Here is a 19,213-nt window from a genome sequence, read left to right as displayed (position 1 = left end):
CCGTAACAAGTGGACAAAGTTGCGGCGGAAGATGCGATGGTCGGAAGATGGGTTGAAGCGTTTAGTGAGCTTCAAACGTGTTGCGCAGCTCGATCTCCGTCCCGACGGTTCGCCAGATCGAACGATCGACGAACAGCACCCGATCCTCGGCGTGGGCGAGCAGTCTTGCGATATCAAGCGCGTGCAGGCGCGCATTGATGGTGTGCAGCACCGCGCCCATGCAGGGCACGGCGAGATAAAGCTCGAGGTGACGGCGCGAGTTCCAGGCCAGCGTGGCAACGCGCATGCCGCGCTCGACGCCGATCTCGGCGAGGAAGTTGGCGAGCTGGCCCGCGCGGCCGAGCAGCTACGCATAGCTGATGACATGGACGCGGTCGCAATACCGCGTCGTCACCGTCTTGTTCGGATAGAGATCCGCGACACGTCCCTCACCAGATTGAGGGTGAGCGGGACCTGCTGCATCAAGCCTGCGAGCATGCCGTATTCTCCGGAACTTCCGCAAAACCTTGACATCTGCCGGAAGGCGGCGCAACATTTTTCGAAGATTATTCGACTTTTGGTGCCTGCGATGCATTTTGAGCTTCCCGACGACCTCCGCGTTCTGCAAGGCCGGATGCGTGAATTCGTGCGCAGCGAGCTACAGCCGCACGATGCCGCGATCGAGGCGACCGGCAAGGTGCCGGACAGCGCCATGGCCGGCCTGCGCAGGATGGGATTGTTCGGCACCAACACGCCGAAGCAATTCGGCGGCCTCGGCCTCACGATGCTGGGCAGCTGCATCGCGATCGAGGAGCTCGCGAAGGCCCACACCGCCTTCTACTATCTGAGCGGGGTCAACGTTCACATCGGCTCGAAGGCGATCGAGCTCTACGCGCAGCCGGCGGTTCGCGACCGATGGCTGCCGGAGCTCGCAAGCGGACGGGTGATCGGCGCGTTCGCGCTGACCGAACCGAATGCCGGATCCGATGCCGCCCGGATCCAGACCCGGGCGCGGCGGGACGGCGATCATTACGTGCTCGACGGCCGCAAGACCTATATCACCAATGCGCCCGCGGCCGGCGTCTTCACGGTGTTCGCCACGCTCGATCCCTCCGCCGGCGCCAAGGGCATCGCGGCCTTTGTCGTCGACGCAAAGACGCCGGGCCTTGCCATCGGCCGCCTGGTCGAGATGGCTGCCGGACGCGGCTCGGAGCACGCCGAAGTGATCTTCGAGGATTGCCGTATTCCGCGCGAGAATCTGCTGGGACAGGAGGGCGAAGGATTCGCCATCGCGATGCGGTGCCTGGATGCCGGGCGCACCCATTGGGGCGCCTATTGCGTCGGCGCGGCGAGCCAGCTGCTGGACTACGCTCTCGACCATGTCTCGGAGCGCGAGACGTTCGGACGCAAGCTGCGCGACCATCAGGGCCTCGAGTGGCAGATCGCCGACATGGCGAGTTCGCTGCATGCCGCGCGGCTTGTCGCCTATGAGGCAGCCTGGCGTTACGACCGGGGCGATGCCGCCGCCCGCACCGCCGCGGCAGCGCTCTCCAAATATACCGGCGCCGACATGGTGCAGCGCGTCGCCGACACGACCATGCAGCTGTTCGGCGGTGCCGGTTATTCAAGAGACCTGCCGATCGAGCGCATCTGGCGGGAAACGCGGGTGGTCCGCATTCTAGACGGCACCTCCGAGATCATGCGCCAGATCATTGCCCGCAACGCGTTCCGCACACATGAACGGCGGAACGCGCCGGTCTGACCCGCAGGCTTTACCGCTGTATCCCGTCGCAATAGCACTTGTGTTCCGATCCCGCTGCCTTACTGTTTTTTTTACGGGGATGAGATTCCTGCTTTGACGCGTCTTCCTTGCGCGAACCGGTATCCACTTCGCGCGAAAACGCTCTTGGAGACCACCGTGGCTTCGGGGACGACACTCAAGCTCAAGCAGCAACGCAGCCGCGACCGGCGCGAGCAGATCCTCACGGCGGCCACCAAGCTGTTTGGCGAAAAAGGCATCGACGGAACCTCGCTCACCGAGGTCGCCGCCGCGGCGAAAGTACCGCTCTCCAGCATCTATGATTATTTCGAGGACAAGCGCGCGCTGGTGCTCGATGTGCCCGAAGGCAATTTCGAGGCGCTGTATCAGAAGACCGAGCCGCTGCTGGTCAAGGGTGGCGATCCCGTCGACCAGCTCCGCATCATCTTCCTCACCAACTTCCAGTACATCAAGGACAACCCGAGCTGGGGCCGGGTGTTCTTCCTCGAGATCTGGCCGAGCGTGCTTGCCGCCGAACCGCGGATCAAGAAGGCGGTCGACAGATACGCGCTGCGCTATGTGCAGTTGATCAGGCAGGCGAGCCGCGCCGGCACCTATCGCCGCAATCTCGATCCCTACACCGCGATGTCGCTGATGATGGGCGGGATGTGCCACCTCACCGCCGTCTGGCTGCTTTACGGCCGCAAATACGATCTGGTGAAGAAGGGCAAGGCGCTGTTCACCACGCTGCATAACGGGTTTGTGCAGCGTTAGCCGCGCCGGTGCGCGGCCGGCTCTCGTAGAATGGGTAGAGCGAAGCGAAACCCATCATTCGTCAGGTCGACACGGAGCGATGGGTTTCGCTTCGCTCTACCCATCCTACGCACCGCGTGGTTCGCGGCGCGAACGATTTGATCCAAATTCATCGCTGTTTGGCCGGCTGTGGCGGCGATCCGTTTCCGGAAAACCAATACACAACCGTCGAAATCCTGTTCTAGTATGACGTCGTGGGCGACCCGCGACCGGACACGCGGGCACTCGGGATGGGAGCGTACCGATGGACGTCAAGGCTGTTCTGCCGCCGCGTGGCCGCGACTATCGCCTCGATCTGCTGCGCGGCTTCGCCAACTGGGCGATCTATCTCGATCACATCCCGAACAACGCGGTGAACTGGATCACGCAGAAGAATTTCGGCTTCAGCGACGCGGCCGATCTGTTCGTGTTCATCTCCGGCTACACCGCATCCTTCGTCTATGCGCGCATGATGCTCGAGCGCGGCACCGTGATCGGCGCCACCCGCCTGATCAAGCGCGCTTGGCAGATCTATGTCGCCCACGTCCTGCTGTTCGTGATCTATATCGCCGAGATCGGCTATCTCTCCCAGCGCTACCACGACCCGAACCTGCAGGACGAATTCAACGTCGCGGGCTTCATGCACAATCCGGCCGAGACGCTCTATCAGGGCCTGATCCTGGCGTTCAAACCGGTCAACATGGATGTGCTGCCGCTCTATATCGCGCTGATGCTGTGCTATCCGCTGGTGCTGTGGGCGATGCTGCGCAAGCTCAATCTGACGCTGCTGGCCTCGTTCCTGCTCTATCTCGCGGCGCGGCAATTCGGCTGGAACCTGCCGGCCTATCCGTCCGGCTCATGGTATTTCAATCCGTTCTGCTGGCAGTTCCTGTTCGTGTTCGGCGGCTGGTTCGCGCTCGGCGGCGCGAGCGAATCGATCGCGTTCATCCGCTCGCGCGCCTTCCTTTGGCTCGGCGGCGCCTATCTGCTGTTCGCGCTGGTCATGACCTTGGCGGGCCGCTTCCCGGAGCTCGGACAGGCGATGCCGGCCTGGCTCTATGACGCCTTCAATCCGAACGACAAGACCAACCTTGCGCCTTATCGCGTGCTGCACTTCATCGTCCTCGCCTTCTTCGTCACCCGCTTCCTGCCGCGCGAATGGCCCGGATATGAATGGCCGATCTTCCAGCCGATCATCAAATGCGGCCAGCAGTCGCTCGAAGTGTTCTGCACCGGCGTTTTCCTCGCGGTCATCGCGCATGTGCTGCTGGTCGAGGTCTCCGGCAGCATCTGGATGCAGATCGCGGTCAGCATTGTTGGCATCGTGCTGATGACCGCACTCGCCTATTACCGCTCCTGGTCGAAGAAGGTCGACAAGGCGCCCGCGAAGGTACCCGTAGCTGCGCAGACGCCCGTGGCCGCGCAGACGCCAGCGACCGCGAAGCCGGCGGAGTAAGACGGCGCGCGGCCGAAGCCGCGCGCAACGTGCAAAGTAGCCTGCTATCTCGCCAGCGGCTTGCCGGCCGTCTCCGGCGCCAGGGCGATCAGCGGCAGGCCGACTACATAGATCAGCGACAGCATCGAAATCGCCAGCGGGAAGCTGCCGGTGCGGGCGGCGAGCGCGCCGATCAGGGTCGGGCCGGCGGCGCCGAGCACGCGGCCCATGCTGAAGGCGAAGCCGGAGCCCGAGCCGCGCAGCGCCGAAGGAAACATCTCCGGCAGCCAGATCGTGAACAGGCCGAACACACCATTGGTGAAGAAGCCGAGCACCGGCAGCAGCACCATGAACAGCGTCAGGCTGTCGAGCCATTCGATCGCGACCTCATAGGAGACCACGACGGAGATCAGCCCGCCGACGAAGAACAGCACCGCGGTGTGGCGCCGGCTGCCGAGCCAGGTCGTTAGCCATGGTACAAGGAGGCAGCCGATCAGCGTGCCGACATTGGTGATCAGGCCGGCCACCGCGCCCATCTCCTGCGCGTGCGCCGGCGTCGCGCCCGCGGCGACCAGCTTGGTCGAGATCACGGTCGGGGCCCAGAAGTTCGACGACCAAAGGCCGAAGATGATGCAGGCCATCATCAGCGCCGCGGCCCAGGTGGTGCGCGCCTGGTCGCCGGCAAACAAGGCCGCGACCGACGGCTGCTCGTGCGCAGCCCTGCGCTCGGGTTCGGGAATGTTGCTGCGCAGATACGCGATCAGCAGCGCGGGCAGAATGCCGAGCAGGAACATGCCGCGCCAGCCCAGCGTGCTGCCAATCGCAAGCGTGACGGCGGCGGCGAGGAATAGCCCGGTCGGCGTCGCCGTGTGCAGCCATCCGGCGAGCCGCACCCGCGTATTCTCCGGCACGGATTCCTGCAGCAGCGGCGTGCCCGCGGCCCATTCGCCGCCGATTCCGAAGCCGGCAACAAAGCGAAACAATGCGAACATCACGATACCGGTCGCAAGCCCGCACAGCGCCGTGAACAGCGAGTAGACCAGCACCGTCCAGCACATGATCCGGACCCGTCCGTAACGGTCCGCGGCCCAGCCCCAGACCATCGAGCAGGCCCAGCCCAGCATGAAGATCGAGAACAAGAGCCCGCCATAGATGCCGATATTGGCCTTGCTCGGCTCAATGCCGCTGGCCGGCAGCAATTCGCTCAACGCGCCGACCAGGATGTAGGCGTACATCGACGAATCGAAGCCATCGAGCATCCAGCCGAACCAGGTCGCCCAAAACACTTTTCGCGGCGACACTGCGCCAGGCGCCGCGACCGACGGCGCTACGGCATCAACGATGCTCTCAGTCATGTTTCCTCGCACGTTTCTTTTGTGCGGCGGACTATGACGAGGTTTGCGCGCCGAGACACCACCGGCAAACGGGACGGAGGTATCCGGCATGAGAATAGCGACGCCGATCACATCGACGTCACCGCGAACGCCCGCTCCTTCTACGAAGGACGCACGGAACGCCGGAAAATGTAGAAAGCGATGATGACCAGCGGCACGGCAAGTGCGAGCCAGGAGGCCTGGTCCCAGATCCCGTCGCCGAGGGGCGCCGAGACCTGCCCGAACGCGATAACGGCAAAGATCAATACCGACGCCGGAAAGATTTACGCGATCTCGCTCCCGACATCAGGATCGCTCCGCCACATGCGCGCGTGAGCGGGGATAAGATCCGTGAAACCTTCGATTTTTGGCGGATGCCTTCGACAACGCGAGCCTTGCAAGCTGGGATCAATCCCGTTTGGAGCGGGAAGAATGTAGGAAATGAATGCGTCGTAGTTGAACTCAGATATTGAGTTCGACGGGCTGAGAGTTCGACGGGCTGATTGAATAAGAGCGGGTCCGAACCGGGCCGGATCGCGCAGCTGAACAGGGACTGGTTCGAAAAAATCTACATCAGACATGCAAGCTAAACACGTTGTAGTGGCTCGATCAATCTTCGTCTCGTCCGGCGAGCATCAACACCGTCCGCCTCCCGGCCGCGCCTGGGGATGATGGTGCGGTTCGCTCGACGCGGCGCGATCAGCTTGTTAAGCCGCCTCTCCGCAAGGGCAATTTGAGTCGGGACATGACCGTAGCGATCGAGATGGGACAAACGACGGCCGGCACTTCGGCGGCCATCGACCTCGAGGAGCTATTGGCGACGCGCCTCTTGGTACAAGGCAATTCGGGTTCCGGCAAATCCCATCTGCTGCGCCGGCTATTGGAACAGAGCGCCCCCTGGGTGCAGCAGACCATCATCGATCCTGAAGGTGATTTCGTCACCCTGGCCGAACGATTTGGCCACCTCGTCATCGACGCCGAGGACCACACCGAGCGCAGCCTGCAGGTCGCCGGCGAGCGCGTGCGCATCCATCGCGTCTCCACGGTGCTCAATCTCGAAGGACTCGACGCCGAGAACCAGATGCGGCGCGCCGCGGCCTTCCTCGGCGGGCTGTTCGACGTCGCCCGCGACCACTGGTATCCGATGCTGGTGGTGGTGGACGAGGCGCAGCTGTTCGCGCCGGCGGTCGCGGGCGAGGTGTCCGACGAGGCGCGCAAGCTTTCGCTCGGTGCAATGACCAATTTGATGTGCCGCGGTCGCAAGCGCGGGCTCGCCGGGATCATCGCAACCCAGCGGCTGGCGAAGCTCGCCAAGAATGTTGCGGCCGAAGCGTCGAACTTCCTGATGGGCCGTACCTTCCTCGATATCGACATGGCGCGCGCCGCCGACCTGCTCGGCATGGAACGGCGGCAGGCGGAAGCCTTCCGCGACCTCGAGCGCGGACAATTCATGGCGCTGGGACCTGCGCTCTCCCGCCGTCCGCTGGGCTTGCGCATCGGTCCGACCGACACCCAGCCGCGCAACGCAGCGCCGCGGTTGATGCCGCTGCCTGAAGCGGCACTGGAGGACGCACGCGCGATCATCCTCGCCGCTCCGCCGCCGGAAGCGGTGCGGCCGCAGCGCCGGACGCCGTCGCCGGACCTGCTCAGCCAGTTGATGGCCGCCAAGCAGCCGGCACCGGAGCCAGATCCCGAAGCTGCGGAGCCGCCGCCGAGCGCCGAGCAATTGGCCGAGCGGCGTGAACGGTTGGACCGTATCCTGCGCGCTATCCTCGCCGAGCCCGACGCAGGCTTTCGCGCCATCGGCGTGCTCTATCAGGAGTTCGTGGTCCGCTGCCGGATCGAGGGTCTCGGTGCCGTTGTGCCGGAGCTGACCGATTTCCGCCGGATGCTGACGCGGGCCCGCGCCGGGCTCGGCGCCGATGTCGCGGAGGACGACGCCTGGCAGGACGTCTCGCTGCGCGCCGCGTTGCTGCCCGAGGACATGCAGGGCGTCTTCATGATGATCGCGCGCGCCGCGAAAGAGGGCTGGCCGTGCCCGAGCGATGCCGCGATCGCCCGCGCCTACGGCACGCATTCGCTGCGCCGTGCCCGGCATCTTCTGACCTACATCGAAGAACAAGGCCTGATCGTCTGCCAGCTCGACGGTGCCGGCCGGCGGATCGTGACCCTCGTCGAGCTCGCCTGGGCCACCGCCGCGGCCGACCCGAATGTGGACGACCAGGCGGTCGAAGCAGCCTGTAACGGCTCGTCGCTGTGATCAGGTGCTGAGCAGGCGTTAAGTGTTGAGCGGCATCGCGGAAGCGCTGCAAGACTGGAAAAAGGCCCGCCAGGAGGCGGGCCTTTTCATCTTTGCCGGTTGAGGGATCTTGGTCGCGGAGGGCCCGCAACAGGCCCTCCACAGCCGCCTATCTCAAGCCCTTACGCATGCTGCGGCTGCGCAAGCTGACTGACCTGCATCGCCGGCGGATCGACAACCGAGGTACCGCCATGGCCGTCGCTCGAGGCCGTGAATGTGGAAGCCATGTAGTTGCCCAGCAGCGCAATGCTGGCGGTGACAGTGCCGTCCGTCACCGTGAGCGTTCCGCCCGAGGCGTTTCCGCTGAAGGTCGGCGTTTGAACGTTCGCGAAATTGATATTCGCGAAATCGATCGTGTCCGAACCGGACATCCCGGCGACAGTTCCGGTGAAGCTCGCGGAATTGTCGAGCTTCAGCGTCCCCGTGCTGCCCAGGAACGTAACGGCGGCGTTCGAAGCCCCCGTCAATTCCAGGGTGGTACCCGCTGCGATGGTGGCAGTGCTGGGGCTCTCTCCCGTTACGTTGAAAGGCTGCCAGACACCCCACGCACTGCCATCATAGGCCCGGATCCAGAGCTGGTCGGTGCCGGAACCGGCCTGATAGGTCGTCTGGGCAAGTTGTGCCGAAGTGACGTCGATCTCTGTATTCGCAGACTGGTTCACGCCGTTGACATTCCAACGCCCGTTCGTGTTGGAATCCCACAACGCATATTTCGTGATGGTATCGCCATCCGCGTCCGTCGCGCTGACCAGGCTCGAAGCCGCGAAGACCTGCCCCGAGACTGTCGTCACGTTCGAGACCGAGACTGTCGGCGCCTGGTTCGTTGCGGTGGCCGTGAAGCTCTTCCAGGCGCTCCACATGCTGCCGTCATTGGCCTTAACCCAGAGCGTATCCGATGGCGAGCCACCGGGGCCGAAGACGTAGCTCACCTGTGACAGGTTGGCCGCGCTCACATCGATCTCGGAGTTGGCGGCCTGGGCGACACCGTTCACAACCCAATGGCCGTTCCCGCCGGTGTCCCAGAAGGCGTACTGGGTGATCGTATCGCTGCCGACACCATCACAAACTATCAGGTGTGGGATTCGACGGCGGATGCGAGCAGCGGGCACTGGGTTGTCGGAGGAGTCGCCCAAGGCACCAATGCCGCCATCAATGTCACGGCAGCCCAGCTTTCGAGCACAAGCTTTCAAAGCGGCTCGGGTTCGGACGATCTCTGGGTGAGGGCTTACGACGGCTTTGCCTGGGGCGCGTGGAAGGAGTTTCACGTCACCGCGCCGGTTGACAGCGCTCCGTTGGTGACCGCGTCCGACTTCCACGCGACGGCCAACCAGAGCGTGGCCGCCTTAACCCTGTTTTCAGTCGCGGATGCCGACGGCGACAGTATCGCACAATATCAACTCTGGGATTCGACGCCGTCGGCAAGCAGCGGCCACTGGAGCATTGGCGGGAATGCGCAGCCCACCGGCACCGCCATCAACGTCAGCGCGGCTCAAATTGCGAGCACGACATTCCAGGGCGGCACCGTGCCTGACGACCTCTGGGTTCGCGCCAGCGATGGCATCAGCTGGAGTGCGTGGCACGAATTCCATTTCATCGTCTAGGGAGCGGCCCGTGTTGCGGAAATGCCGTGATCTGCGCCTAATCGGTCGACGACACGCGGCCCGATCGTCCTCCTAAAGCAAAAATGGCCCGCGAGATGCGGGCCATTTTATCGGAACCGGTTGGTCCGGACTTTGGTTGCGGGGATAGGATTTGAACCTATGACCTTCAGGTTATGAGCCTGACGAGCTACCGGGCTGCTCCACCCCGCGTTAAACCGTTGCGTGCCTTGCAGAAAGGGTGCCTGAGCCGGCCGGCCAACGCTTTTCAACGGCGCCGATCGATCCGTCCGGGGGCTTCCTGAGAAGGCGACCCGGGCCGAGGCCATCGGGTGCGGGGCGTATGTATCAACGTGAGCCCGGTTTGGAAAGCCCCGGATGCGGGTTTTTGAGGATTTTGTGACGTCGAAATCGCCGGCTTATCCCGGCAGGATTTGCTGCCGGGAACCGGGCCTTGCCAGACCGCGCGCAAAAGCGGAGCTTGGCGCGCAACAAATCAGTCAAGAATGCGTCATCCGAGGGGGAAATGCCATGGACCGGCCATTGAAGAGCCCGGGGCTGCATGCGCTTGAGGAGGCCTTTCATCGCCAGTTCGAGCTGTCGCGCAGCGAGCCGGCGCCGACATTGCAGGCACGGCTCGACCGGCTGCGCCGCCTGCGCGCCGCGCTGACCGAGAATGAGACGCGATTCGAGGCGGCGATCTCGGCCGATTTCGGCCACCGCTCTACCGTCGAGACCGCGATCGCCGAGACCATGCTGGTGCTCGGCGAGATCAGGCACGCGGCCAGGCACCTCAAGGGCTGGATGGCGCCGCGGAAGGTCCCGACCACGGTGCAGTTCGCGCCGGCCAAGAACCGGCTGATGCCGCAGCCGCTCGGCGTGGTCGGCATCATCGCGCCGTGGAATTATCCGCTGCAGCTGACCCTGGCGCCCGCGGTCGCCGCGATCGCGGCCGGCAACCGCGCCATCATCAAGCCGAGCGAGCTGGTGCCGCGCTTTGCCGGGTTGCTGATGGAGACGATCGCAAAAAAATTCGATGTCACCGAGCTCGCGGTCACCGATATCGACGACGAAATCGCAAGGGCGTTTGCCGCGCTGCCGTTCGATCATCTGATTTTCACCGGCTCGACCCGCGTCGGCCAGCTGGTGGCCGAAGCCTGTGGCCGCAATTTGACGCCGGTGACGCTCGAGCTCGGCGGCAAGTCGCCCGTGATCGTCGACGGCTCCGCCGACATCGACGAAGCCGCGCAGCGCATCGCCTATGGCAAGCTGCTCAATGCCGGCCAAACCTGCATCGCGCCCGATTACGCGCTGGTGCCGCAGGCCTCGGTGCAACCCTTCGCGATGCGGCTACAGGGTCACATGCAGCACATGTTCGGTACCGATCCCGATAACGCCGATTACACGTCGATCGTCTCGGATCGGCACTATGCACGCCTCGAGGGGCTGGTCGCCGACGCCGCCGCGAAAGGCGCGACCATCATGCAGCCGGCAGCGCCGAACGACCGCGAGTGGAAGGCGAGGCGCAAATTTCCGCCGACCGTGATCGTTGACGCGACGCCGGACATGATGGTGATGCAGGAGGAGATCTTCGGGCCGCTGTTGCCGGTCATCGGCGTGCGCGATGCGACGGAAGCGATCGCCTTCGTCAACAGCCGCGATCGCCCGCTGGCGCTGTACTGGTTCGGCACCGACAGCGCCGCCCGCGATGCGGTGCTGGCGCGCACGGTGTCCGGCGGCGTCACCGTCAATGACTGCCTGTTCCACTTCGCGCAGGCCTATCAACCGATGGGCGGCGTCGGCGCCTCCGGCACCGGCGCCTATCACGGCGAGTGGGGGTTTAAGACGCTGACCAAGTTCAAGCCGGTGTTCTACCGCTCGCGCTTCAACCGGCTTGCCGATCTCTATCCGCCCTATGGCGCGAAGGTCGCGCGGCTGGAGAAGCTGATGCGGATGTTGTCGTAGAAGTGCTGTCGTTCCGGGGCGCGAAGCGAACCACAGATGCGCAATTGCGCATCGGGGAACCTCGAGATTCCGGGTTCGATGCTAACGCATCGCCCCGGAATGACAAATAAGGAATGGGGGAAACGTGACTGACACATTCGATTTCGTGGTGGTGGGCGCGGGCTCCGGCGGCTGCGCGGTGGCGGGGCGGCTGTCGGAGGATCCGGCGACGTCGGTGGCGCTGCTCGACGCCGGCGGCACCAATGACAATTGGGTCGTCACCACGCCGGGCGCCCTGGTGCTGATGGTCGCGGGCACCGTCAACAACTGGGCCTTCAACACCGTGCCGCAGAAAGGCCTCAACGGCCGCATCGGCTATCAGCCGCGCGGCAAGGGGCTCGGCGGCTCCTCGGCGATCAACGCCATGGTCTACATTCGCGGCCATCGCGCCGATTACGACCACTGGGCCGCGCTCGGCAATGCCGGCTGGGCGTTCGCCGACGTGCTGCCCTATTTCAAGCGCTCGGAAGACAATTCCGATTTCGACGGCGAGTATCACGGCAAGGGCGGCCCGCTCGCCGTCAACAAGCTGCGCTCCGGCAATCCGATCCAGCAGACCTTCCTGCAGGCGGCGCAGGAGGCGCAATTCCGCATCCGCGAGGATTTCAATGCCGAGGACCATGAGGGCCTCGGCATCTACCAGGTGACGCAACGCAACGGCGAGCGCTGGAGCGCGGCACGCGCCTATGTGCATCCGCATATCGGCAGGCGTCCCAACCTTCGCGTCGAGACCAATGCGCACGCAACGCGCATCCTGTTCGAGGGCAAGCGCGCGGTCGGCGTCGAATACCGCCAGGGCAAGGAGCTGAAGCAAATCCGCGCGCGGCGCGAAGTCCTGCTTGCCGCCGGCGCGTTCCAGTCGCCGCAGCTGTTGATGCTGTCGGGCGTCGGCGATGCCGCAGCGCTCGGCAAGCACGGCCTCGCCAGCGTGCATCATCTGCCCGGCGTCGGCCAAAACCTGCAGGACCATCCCGATTTCATCTTCGGCTACATGTCCGACAATCCGAACTTCGCCGGCATCTCGCTGAAGGGCATGCCGCGGCTCGTCCGCGCCATCATGCAATATCGGCGCGAGCGCCGCGGCCCCCTCACCTCGAACTTCGCCGAATGCGGCGGCTTCCTGAAGACGCGGCCCGATCTCGACATCCCCGACATCCAGCTGCATTTCGGCATGGCGATGGTCGACGACCACGGCCGCAAGCGCCACGGCGGCACCGGCTTCTCCTGCCATGTCTGCCTGCTGCGGCCGAAGAGCCGCGGCAGCGTCGCGCTAGCCGGCAGCGACCCGATGCAGGCGCCGCTGATCGACCCCAACTTCCTCGGCGAGGAGGCCGATCTCGAATCGATGGTCGAGGGCTACAAGACCACACGACGGCTGATGGAGGCGCCGGCGCTGCGCGCCCTGCAGCAGAAGGACGTCTTCACATCCAACGTGCGCACCGACGACGATATCCGCAGCATCCTGCGCGAGCGCGTCGACACAGTCTATCACCCGGTCGGCACCTGCAAGATGGGCACCGGCGATCCGCTCGCGGTGGTCGATCCGAAGCTGCGCGTGCACGGGCTCGAAGGCCTGCGCGTAGTCGACGCCTCGATCATGCCGACCCTGATAGGCGGCAACACCAATGCACCGACCATCATGATCGGCGAGAAGGCGGCCGACATGATCAGGGCGGAGATGCGGGCGGGGTGACCAATGCGTAGGGTGGGCACGGCGCAAGAGCGCCTTTGCCCCCCTATGAGGCTGCCGTCGCAGGGCCGCATTGCCAAAATATCGAAAACAACCCCATGCAAAGGAGCCGGGGGGCTGCCGGCTTCGACACGGCGACTTGACTCGTCGGGCAAATCAGCGGCATTCTTCTATTATCCAGAAACCGCGCCCGACTGCCTCGGGCCGTGCTCGTGACCTGATGCGTTGCAATCGTAGCCCGGATGAAGCGAAGCGTAATCCGGGACCTTCACGCATGCTCCCCGGATTTCGCTGCGCTTCATCCGGGCTACAAAGTTAGTTCAGCAAGAACCCGCCATCCACCGTCACCACCGTCCCGGTCATGTAGCGCGAGGCGTTCGAGGCCAGCAGCATGATCGCGCCGTCGAGATCGGACTCGGCGCCGACCCGGCGCTGTGGAATGCGCTTGGCAAGCCGCTCGCCCGCCGGCGTCGACCAGAAATCATGGTTCATCTCGGTATCGATATAGCCCGGCGCCAGCGCGTTGACCCGGATGTTGTTGCCGGCAAGCTCCAGCGCCATCGCCTTGGTGCCCTGGATCATACCGGCTTTGGAGATCGCATAGGGCGACACGGCCTTGAGCACGCCTTGTCCGAGCACGGACGCGACGTTGATGATATTGCCCGGCTGCTTGCGCGCCATCATGCGCCGCGCAAGTTCGGTCGCGAGGAAGTAGGCGCCCTTCAGATTAGCGCTGATCACGGCGTCCCAATCCGCCTCGGTCTGCTCGGTCGACAGCTTCTCGATCGCGATGCCGGCATTGTTGATCAGGACCGTGACCGGACCGAGCGCGGCTTCCGCGGCGTCGAGCGCTTGCGCGATGCCGGAAATATCCGCGACGTCCATCTGCACCGCGGCAGCGCGGCCGCCCTTAGCCTTGATCTCCTCCTCGAGGCTTTTCAGCTTCGCGGTCTGGCGCGCGGCCAGCACCACCGCGGCGCCATGTGCCGCCAGCACGCGGGCGAATTGCCGCCCGAGCCCCTGCGAGGCGCCGGTGATGAGGATGATTTCTTTACTGACATCGAATAGGTCGGACATCGACAGGTTCCCGGATTGAAGCGGACGAGTGATAGCGACAATTGTCCCTGATGTAAGCAGGCTTGATCAACCAGGGGACAGTAGGAGATTGGGGCAGGAATTCCTCATCCATGAATCTCTTCGACCTTGCCGTCATCCTCGGATCGGTGTTCGCAGTGGTGACCGGCTTCACGACCGGCCTGTTGCGCAGCGCGGTCACTATCCTGGCCTATCTCGTCGCCATGCCGCTTGCAGTCGCCGCGTTGGCGATGATCGGGCCCCACATCGCGACGCTGCCGTCGTCGCCGTTTCCGCCCAATGGCGTGCTGCTGTTCGGCCTCTTTCTCCTGATTGGCGTCATCCTCGGAAAGATGGCGCGGACGATGCTCGACGACACCATCGGCGCGGAGATCGGGATCGGCGACCGCCTCGGCGGCGCGCTGCTCGGCGCCATCAGGGTCGGCCTCGTCGTGACCACGCTGGTGCTGGTGTTCGATCAGCTGGTGCCGCTCGCCAGACAGCCGCAATTCCTCAACGGATCGCAATTGCGGCCGTTGTTCTCCGCGGCCGGACAGGCCGGATTCCGCTCGCTGCCGCCCGAGGCCACCATGGCGATCGAGCGGCTGCGGCGCGAGCAACGCATCTAGGGCGCCGGCCCACCGCACTGTTCCTGCCCGGCATGCACTTATGCATTGCACGTCCCTTATCGGCGCCGCCGAGCTTCGCTAGACTGGTGCCATCAAACCTTTACAAACCGACCGACATCACAGGGAGTGAACCGTGGATCTTGGAATCAAAGGCCGCCGTGCCATCGTCTGCGCATCGAGCAAGGGACTGGGCCGCGCCTGCGCGATCGCGCTCGCCAATGAGGGGGTGCACGTTACCCTGACGGCGCGCGGCGCCGAGGCGCTGAAGCAGACCGCCGACGAAATCCGCAAGGCGCACCCCGGCGTCACCGTCACCGAGATCGTCGGCGACATCACGACGGCGGCGGGACGCGAAGCCGTGCTCAAGGCCTGCCCCGAGCCCGACATCCTGATCAACAATGCCGGCGGCCCGCCGCCGGGCGATTTCCGCAACTGGACCCGCGACGACTGGATCAAGGCGATCGACGCCAACATGCTGACGCCGATCGAGCTGATCAAGGCGACCGTCGACGGCATGATGGCGCGCAAGTTCGGCCGCATCGTCAACATCACCTCGGCGGCGGTGAAGGCGCCGATCGAGATCCTCGGCCTGTCCAACGGCGCCCGCGCCGGCCTCACCGGCTTCGTCGCCGGCCTGTCGCGCAAGACCGTGATCAACAACGTCACCATCAACGGCCTGCTGCCGGGCCCGTTCGAGACCGACCGCCTGCGCGGCACCGCGAAGCCCGAGGCCGAGAAGCGCGGCATCTCGGCCGAGCAGGTGCTGGCCGAGCGTGCCAAGCTGAACCCTGCCGGCCGCTTCGGCGATCCCGACGAATTCGGCTATGCCTGCGCATTCCTGTGCGGGGCCAAGGCCGGCTTCATCACCGGGCAGAACCTGCTGCTCGATGGCGGCGCCTTCCCAGGCACGTTGTGAGAGCTGTTTGGTACGAACGGACCGGCGCGGCGCCGACGGTGCTTACCGTCGGCGAGATGCCGACGCCCGAGGCTGGTCCCGGTGAAGTCCGGGTTCGCCTCGAGGCGTCCGGCGTCAACCCGGCCGATGTCGGCCGCCGCAGCGGCAACTATCGCGCGATGGAGTTCCCGCGCGTGATCCCGAACAGCGACGGTGCCGGGATCATCGACCAGGTCGGTGAAGGCGTCACGCGCTTTGCCGTCGGCGACCGCGTCTGGCTGTTCAACGGCCAGCGCAACGGCCGCGCCTTCGGCACCGCGGCCGAATACATCACGCTGGCCGATTACCTGGTGACGCCGCTGCCGCAGGACGTGTCGTTCGCAGCTGGAGCTACGCTCGGCATCCCCTGCATGACGGCGTGGTGCGCGCTGTTCGCCGACGGCCCGATCTCGGGGCAGACGGTGCTGGTTACCGGCGGCGCCGGCGCGGTCGGCCACTACGCCGTGCAATTGGCAAAATGGGGCGGCGCGCGCGTGATTGCGACCGTCAGTTCGCAGGTCAAGGACGTCGAGGCACGGCTCGCCGGCGCGGACACCGTCGTCAACTACCGGACCGAGGACGTCGTCTCGAAGGTGATGGCCTTCACCGAGAACCGCGGTGTCGACCGCGTGATCGACGTCGATTTCGGCGGCAATCTCGCGACCACGCTGAAGATCATGGCCATGAACTCGACGATCGCGGTCTACGCCACCAACGGCAACCGCACCCCCACGCTGCCGGTGCGCGAATTAATGGAGAAATGCATCACCGTGCGCTCGCTGGTGCTGTTCGCGCTGCCGCCGCCGCTGCTCGCGGCCGCGCAGGCCGACATCACCAAATGGCTGGCGTCGGGCACCCGCGTGCACAATATCGCCGGGCAATTCGCGCTCGCCGAGACCGCCGACGCCCATCTCGCCGTCGAGAAGGGCGACAAGATCGGCACCGTGATCGTCGACTGCGCGCGTTAGCACGGTTTCTCCTTCCTGCTCCCTCTCCCCGTTCTTACGGGGAGAGGGTTGGGGTGAGGGGCTGTCACCGCAAAGACGGTGAAGGCAAAGATTGCGGAGGCCCCCCTCACCCGGAATTCAAGCTACGCTTGAATTCCGACCTCTCCCCGCAAGCGGGGCGAGGTAAGCAAGGAGCCGCATCCTTAGTGGATCGGCGTGATGCGTTCGCCGCTCGGCCCCAGGCCAAACTCGTCGAGTCCTTCAGCCAGGAGATCGCCGAGCATCGGCTCGCCCAACAGATAGTTGGCGACATGGCCGGTGCGTCCGCGCGCCGCCTCGCGGCGCAGATCGGCCCATTCCTCGATCGTGCCGTCGCCGCGGCCGAGCCGCATCAGGGCGACGAGGTCGACCTGCTCGTCCTCGCTGAGCGCGTTGATGAAGCCGGTGATCTCGCGCGCCACCGGATCGGTGCCGTCATCCTCCAGCACATCGATCATGTCGTCGTCGGCGCCGTTCGAGCCGGAGTCGGGATCGACGAGCCCCTCCTTGACGTCGAATTCCCGCGCCTTCTCGATCAAGAAGCCGACCTTTTCAGGGGAGATTGCGAGTTCCGGCATTGCACACTCCTTCGTCAACGAGGCGGTAACGCAGGAGGCGCCGACTTGATCCATTGCGCCGGCGTGCGGAAACCCGCATGGTCCGGCAAGAGCAACAAAAAAATAGAGGACACGCCGCATGCACTGGACCGTAGGCAAGGTCAGGATCACGAAAGTCGTCGAGCTCGAGACGGTCGGCAGCACCCGCTTCATCCTGCCGCTGGCCGGCCGGGAAGAGATCCAGAGCCTGCCCTGGCTGATCCCGCATTTCGCCAACGAGGACGGCCGGCTGAAGATGTCGATCCATTCGCTGCTGGTGGAAACGCCGGAGCACCGCATCATCGTCGACACCGGGCTCGGCAACGACAAACAGGGCCGCAACGTGCCGACCTGGAACAACCGCAGCGATCCGTTCCTGGAAAAACTGACCACAGCCGGATTTGCCCCAGACAGCATCGACACCGTGCTGTGCACGCATCTGCATGTCGACCATGTCGGCTGGAACACCAAACTCGTCGGCGGTAAATGGGTCCCGACCTTCGCCAAGGCGCGCTACGTGTTCGGCAAGACCGAATACGAGCACTGGCGCGACCATAGCGACGATCCCGCGCATGCCGCCGTGTTCGCCGATTCCGTGAAGCCGATCGCGGATGCCGGCAAGGCCGAACTGGTGCCGAGCGATCACCGGCTGACCGAGGAGATCACGCTGATCCCGACGCCCGGACACAGCCCCGGCCATATGAGCATCCACATCAGGTCCGGCGGCGAGGAAGGGCTGCTAACCGGCGATGTCGCGCATCATCCCTGCCAGATGTACCACCTCGACTGGTCGTCGACCGCGGACTCCGACCAGCAGCAATCGGCCGCGACGCGGCGCGAATTGTTCGCGCGCTTTGCCGATACGTCGACGCTGGTGATCGGCGGGCATTTCAATGCCGGCCACATCAAGCGCGACGGCGACGCGTTCAGGTTTATCGCGCTGGGCTGATTGGACCGAAATGGCCTTGAAATAAGGCTTGGCAGCAATGCAGCGCGCTCAGGGCGGTTGAATTTCCCGGCGCGCTGTTCCATGAAGCGTGTCGAGGTATACCAGTAACAATCCTCAGGACATCGTAGGGAGTGATCAACATGAAGCTTGTTCGTTATGGCGAAAAGGGTGCGGAAAAGCCCGGTCTGATCGACAAATCCGGCCAGCTCCGCGACCTCTCGGCCCATCTGAAGGACCTGACCGGCGATGCCTACACGCCGGAATCGCTGAAGAAGCTTGCTGCCCTCGATCCCGCCTCCCTGCCCGCCGTCGCCGGCAAGCCGCGCTTGGGCGCCCCCGTCACCGGCATCTCCAAATTCGTCGCGATCGGCCTGAATTATTCCGACCACGCCAAGGAAACCGGCAACCCGATCCCGTCCGAGCCGATCTTCTTCCTGAAGGCCAACACCGCGCTGTCCGGTCCCAACGATCCGGTCGAGAAGCCGCGCGGTTCGACCAAGCTCGACTGGGAAGTCGAGATCGCCGCCATCATCGGCACCCGCGCCAAATATGTCTCGGAGGCCGACGCGCTGAACCACGTCGCCGGCTACTGCATCTGCAACGACGTCTCCGAGCGCAACTTCCAGATCGAGCGCCTCGGACAGTGGACCAAGGGCAAGTCGCACGACACGTTCGGCCCGGTCGGCCCGTGGCTCGTCACCAAGGATGAAATCGCCGACGTGCAGAAGCTGTCGATGTGGCTCGACGTCAACGGCCAGCGCCGCCAGACCGGCACGACCTCGACCATGATCTTCACGATGGCGAAGTGCATCTCCTACGTCTCGCAGTTCATGACGCTGCTGCCCGGCGACATCGTCACGACCGGCACCCCGCCCGGCGTCGGCACCGGCATGAAACCGCCGCAATATCTCAACGTCGGCGACGTCGTGACGCTCGGCATCGAAGGCCTCGGCGAGCAGCGCCAGGAAATCGTTGGGGCGTAGTTTTCGGGGATACAGCGCAATCTCTCCCCTCGTCGTCCCGGCTCCCGTGCGCAATTGCGCACTAGGCCGGGACGACATCGAGTATGTTGCGTCATCGAGAGTCATACATTCACGGTCTCTCAGGATGACGACT

The 19,213-nt window shown here is 64.6% G+C and carries 17 protein-coding genes and 1 tRNA gene; 12 read left to right on the top strand and 6 right to left on the bottom strand.

Features of this window, described 5'->3' with window-relative positions:
- Positions 1-61 precede the first annotated feature (61 nt).
- A complete protein-coding gene (locus J2R76_RS32610; protein ID WP_305884432.1) occupies positions 62-346 on the bottom strand; it encodes an AMP-binding protein in 285 nt (94 codons plus the stop codon).
- Positions 347-568: 222 nt separating this feature from the next.
- On the opposite strand from J2R76_RS32610, the gene J2R76_RS32605 reads away from it, so the two are divergent.
- The 3 genes from J2R76_RS32605 to J2R76_RS32595 all read left to right on the top strand — a co-directional run bounded on the left by J2R76_RS32605 (position 569) and on the right by J2R76_RS32595 (position 3,986).
- A complete protein-coding gene (locus tag J2R76_RS32605) occupies positions 569-1,741 on the top strand; it encodes an acyl-CoA dehydrogenase family protein (protein ID WP_076828105.1) in 1,173 nt (390 codons plus the stop codon).
- Positions 1,742-1,897: 156 nt separating this feature from the next.
- The gene (locus J2R76_RS32600; RefSeq protein ID WP_076828126.1) at positions 1,898-2,512 is read left to right on the top strand and encodes a TetR/AcrR family transcriptional regulator; all 615 of its coding nucleotides are present in this window, start codon (positions 1,898-1,900) and stop codon (positions 2,510-2,512) included.
- Between the two features lie 283 nt (positions 2,513-2,795).
- Entirely contained in the window at positions 2,796-3,986 is a 1,191-nt protein-coding gene (locus tag J2R76_RS32595; protein ID WP_076828107.1) for an OpgC domain-containing protein, read from the top strand.
- Between the two features lie 44 nt (positions 3,987-4,030).
- Here the strand turns inward: J2R76_RS32595 and J2R76_RS32590 are convergent, their stop codons facing one another.
- Positions 4,031-5,320: an MFS transporter gene (locus tag J2R76_RS32590; protein ID WP_076828109.1), complete on the bottom strand. Its 1,290-nt coding sequence runs from the start codon at positions 5,318-5,320 to the stop codon at positions 4,031-4,033.
- Positions 5,321-6,083: 763 nt separating this feature from the next.
- Here J2R76_RS32590 and J2R76_RS32585 point away from each other — a divergent pair.
- Entirely contained in the window at positions 6,084-7,598 is a 1,515-nt protein-coding gene (locus J2R76_RS32585; RefSeq protein WP_076828111.1) for an ATP-binding protein, read from the top strand.
- Between the two features lie 161 nt (positions 7,599-7,759).
- Here J2R76_RS32585 and J2R76_RS32580 read toward each other — a convergent pair whose 3' ends face one another.
- Positions 7,760-8,629: a hypothetical protein gene (locus J2R76_RS32580; protein WP_076828113.1), complete on the bottom strand. Its 870-nt coding sequence runs from the start codon at positions 8,627-8,629 to the stop codon at positions 7,760-7,762.
- Between the two features lie 6 nt (positions 8,630-8,635).
- Here J2R76_RS32580 and J2R76_RS32575 point away from each other — a divergent pair, with 6 nt between their 5' ends.
- Positions 8,636-9,238 carry a hypothetical protein gene (locus tag J2R76_RS32575; RefSeq protein WP_253625382.1) on the top strand — a complete coding sequence of 201 codons (603 nt, stop codon included), beginning with the start codon at positions 8,636-8,638 and terminating at the stop codon, positions 9,236-9,238.
- A gap of 133 nt (positions 9,239-9,371) precedes the next feature.
- On the opposite strand, the gene J2R76_RS32570 is transcribed toward J2R76_RS32575, so the two are convergent.
- Positions 9,372-9,448: transfer RNA gene (locus J2R76_RS32570), tRNA-Met, on the bottom strand.
- A 318-nt stretch (positions 9,449-9,766) separates the two neighbouring features.
- On the opposite strand from J2R76_RS32570, the gene J2R76_RS32565 reads away from it, so the two are divergent.
- Together J2R76_RS32565 and J2R76_RS32560 are read left to right on the top strand one after the other, a co-directional pair.
- Positions 9,767-11,200: a coniferyl aldehyde dehydrogenase gene (locus tag J2R76_RS32565; protein WP_253625381.1), complete on the top strand. Its 1,434-nt coding sequence runs from the start codon at positions 9,767-9,769 to the stop codon at positions 11,198-11,200.
- Positions 11,201-11,324: 124 nt separating this feature from the next.
- On the top strand, positions 11,325-12,932 hold the full coding sequence (locus J2R76_RS32560; protein ID WP_253625380.1) for a GMC family oxidoreductase: 1,608 nt from the start codon (positions 11,325-11,327) through the stop codon (positions 12,930-12,932).
- A gap of 312 nt (positions 12,933-13,244) precedes the next feature.
- On the opposite strand, the gene J2R76_RS32555 is transcribed toward J2R76_RS32560, so the two are convergent.
- Positions 13,245-14,006 (bottom strand): SDR family NAD(P)-dependent oxidoreductase, encoded by a 762-nt coding sequence (locus J2R76_RS32555; RefSeq protein ID WP_057017838.1) that lies wholly within the window; start codon positions 14,004-14,006, stop codon positions 13,245-13,247.
- 110 nt (positions 14,007-14,116) lie between these two features.
- On the opposite strand from J2R76_RS32555, the gene J2R76_RS32550 reads away from it, so the two are divergent.
- The 3 genes from J2R76_RS32550 to J2R76_RS32540 all read left to right on the top strand — a co-directional run bounded on the left by J2R76_RS32550 (position 14,117) and on the right by J2R76_RS32540 (position 16,534).
- Positions 14,117-14,632 carry a CvpA family protein gene (locus tag J2R76_RS32550; RefSeq protein WP_253625379.1) on the top strand — a complete coding sequence of 172 codons (516 nt, stop codon included), beginning with the start codon at positions 14,117-14,119 and terminating at the stop codon, positions 14,630-14,632.
- Positions 14,633-14,765: 133 nt separating this feature from the next.
- Positions 14,766-15,548, top strand: a complete 783-nt coding sequence (locus tag J2R76_RS32545) for an SDR family oxidoreductase (protein ID WP_057017840.1) — start codon at positions 14,766-14,768, stop codon at positions 15,546-15,548.
- On the top strand, positions 15,545-16,534 hold the full coding sequence (locus tag J2R76_RS32540) for an NADPH:quinone reductase (protein ID WP_076828120.1): 990 nt from the start codon (positions 15,545-15,547) through the stop codon (positions 16,532-16,534). The genes J2R76_RS32545 and J2R76_RS32540 overlap by 4 nt, the downstream gene beginning before the upstream one ends.
- Before the next feature lie 182 nt (positions 16,535-16,716).
- Here the strand turns inward: J2R76_RS32540 and J2R76_RS32535 are convergent, their stop codons facing one another.
- Entirely contained in the window at positions 16,717-17,130 is a 414-nt protein-coding gene (locus tag J2R76_RS32535; RefSeq protein WP_253625378.1) for a DUF3775 domain-containing protein, read from the bottom strand.
- 118 nt (positions 17,131-17,248) lie between these two features.
- Between J2R76_RS32535 and J2R76_RS32530 the strand changes: the two genes are divergently transcribed.
- Both J2R76_RS32530 and J2R76_RS32525 read left to right on the top strand, forming a co-directional pair.
- The gene (locus J2R76_RS32530) at positions 17,249-18,097 is read left to right on the top strand and encodes an MBL fold metallo-hydrolase (RefSeq protein ID WP_253625377.1); all 849 of its coding nucleotides are present in this window, start codon (positions 17,249-17,251) and stop codon (positions 18,095-18,097) included.
- Positions 18,098-18,237: 140 nt separating this feature from the next.
- Positions 18,238-19,080 carry a fumarylacetoacetate hydrolase family protein gene (locus tag J2R76_RS32525; protein ID WP_057017882.1) on the top strand — a complete coding sequence of 281 codons (843 nt, stop codon included), beginning with the start codon at positions 18,238-18,240 and terminating at the stop codon, positions 19,078-19,080.
- Positions 19,081-19,213: the final 133 nt, after the last annotated feature.

It is taken from the genome of Bradyrhizobium sp. USDA 4532, assembly GCF_024171315.1.
Lineage (GTDB): Bacteria > Pseudomonadota > Alphaproteobacteria > Rhizobiales > Xanthobacteraceae > Bradyrhizobium > Bradyrhizobium australafricanum.
Note: the sequence above shows the minus strand (reverse complement) of the source record. Positions and strands in the feature narration are given on the sequence as shown.

Bases quoted from the DNA above. Each gene is read 5' to 3' on its own strand.
- J2R76_RS32535 (WP_253625378.1), bottom strand. From the start codon at position 17,130: ATGCCGGAACTCGCAATCTCCCCTGAAAAGGTCGGCTTCTTGATCGAG.
- J2R76_RS32585 (WP_076828111.1), top strand. From the start codon at position 6,084: ATGACCGTAGCGATCGAGATGGGACAAACGACGGCCGGCACTTCGGCG.
- J2R76_RS32590 (WP_076828109.1), bottom strand. From the start codon at position 5,320: ATGACTGAGAGCATCGTTGATGCCGTAGCGCCGTCGGTCGCGGCGCCT.
- J2R76_RS32595 (WP_076828107.1), top strand. From the start codon at position 2,796: ATGGACGTCAAGGCTGTTCTGCCGCCGCGTGGCCGCGACTATCGCCTC.
- J2R76_RS32550 (WP_253625379.1), top strand. From the start codon at position 14,117: ATGAATCTCTTCGACCTTGCCGTCATCCTCGGATCGGTGTTCGCAGTG.
- J2R76_RS32525 (WP_057017882.1), top strand. From the start codon at position 18,238: ATGAAGCTTGTTCGTTATGGCGAAAAGGGTGCGGAAAAGCCCGGTCTG.
- J2R76_RS32555 (WP_057017838.1), bottom strand. From the start codon at position 14,006: ATGTCCGACCTATTCGATGTCAGTAAAGAAATCATCCTCATCACCGGC.
- J2R76_RS32530 (WP_253625377.1), top strand. From the start codon at position 17,249: ATGCACTGGACCGTAGGCAAGGTCAGGATCACGAAAGTCGTCGAGCTC.
- J2R76_RS32605 (WP_076828105.1), top strand. From the start codon at position 569: ATGCATTTTGAGCTTCCCGACGACCTCCGCGTTCTGCAAGGCCGGATG.
- J2R76_RS32575 (WP_253625382.1), top strand. From the start codon at position 8,636: ATGGCCGTTCCCGCCGGTGTCCCAGAAGGCGTACTGGGTGATCGTATC.
- J2R76_RS32565 (WP_253625381.1), top strand. From the start codon at position 9,767: ATGGACCGGCCATTGAAGAGCCCGGGGCTGCATGCGCTTGAGGAGGCC.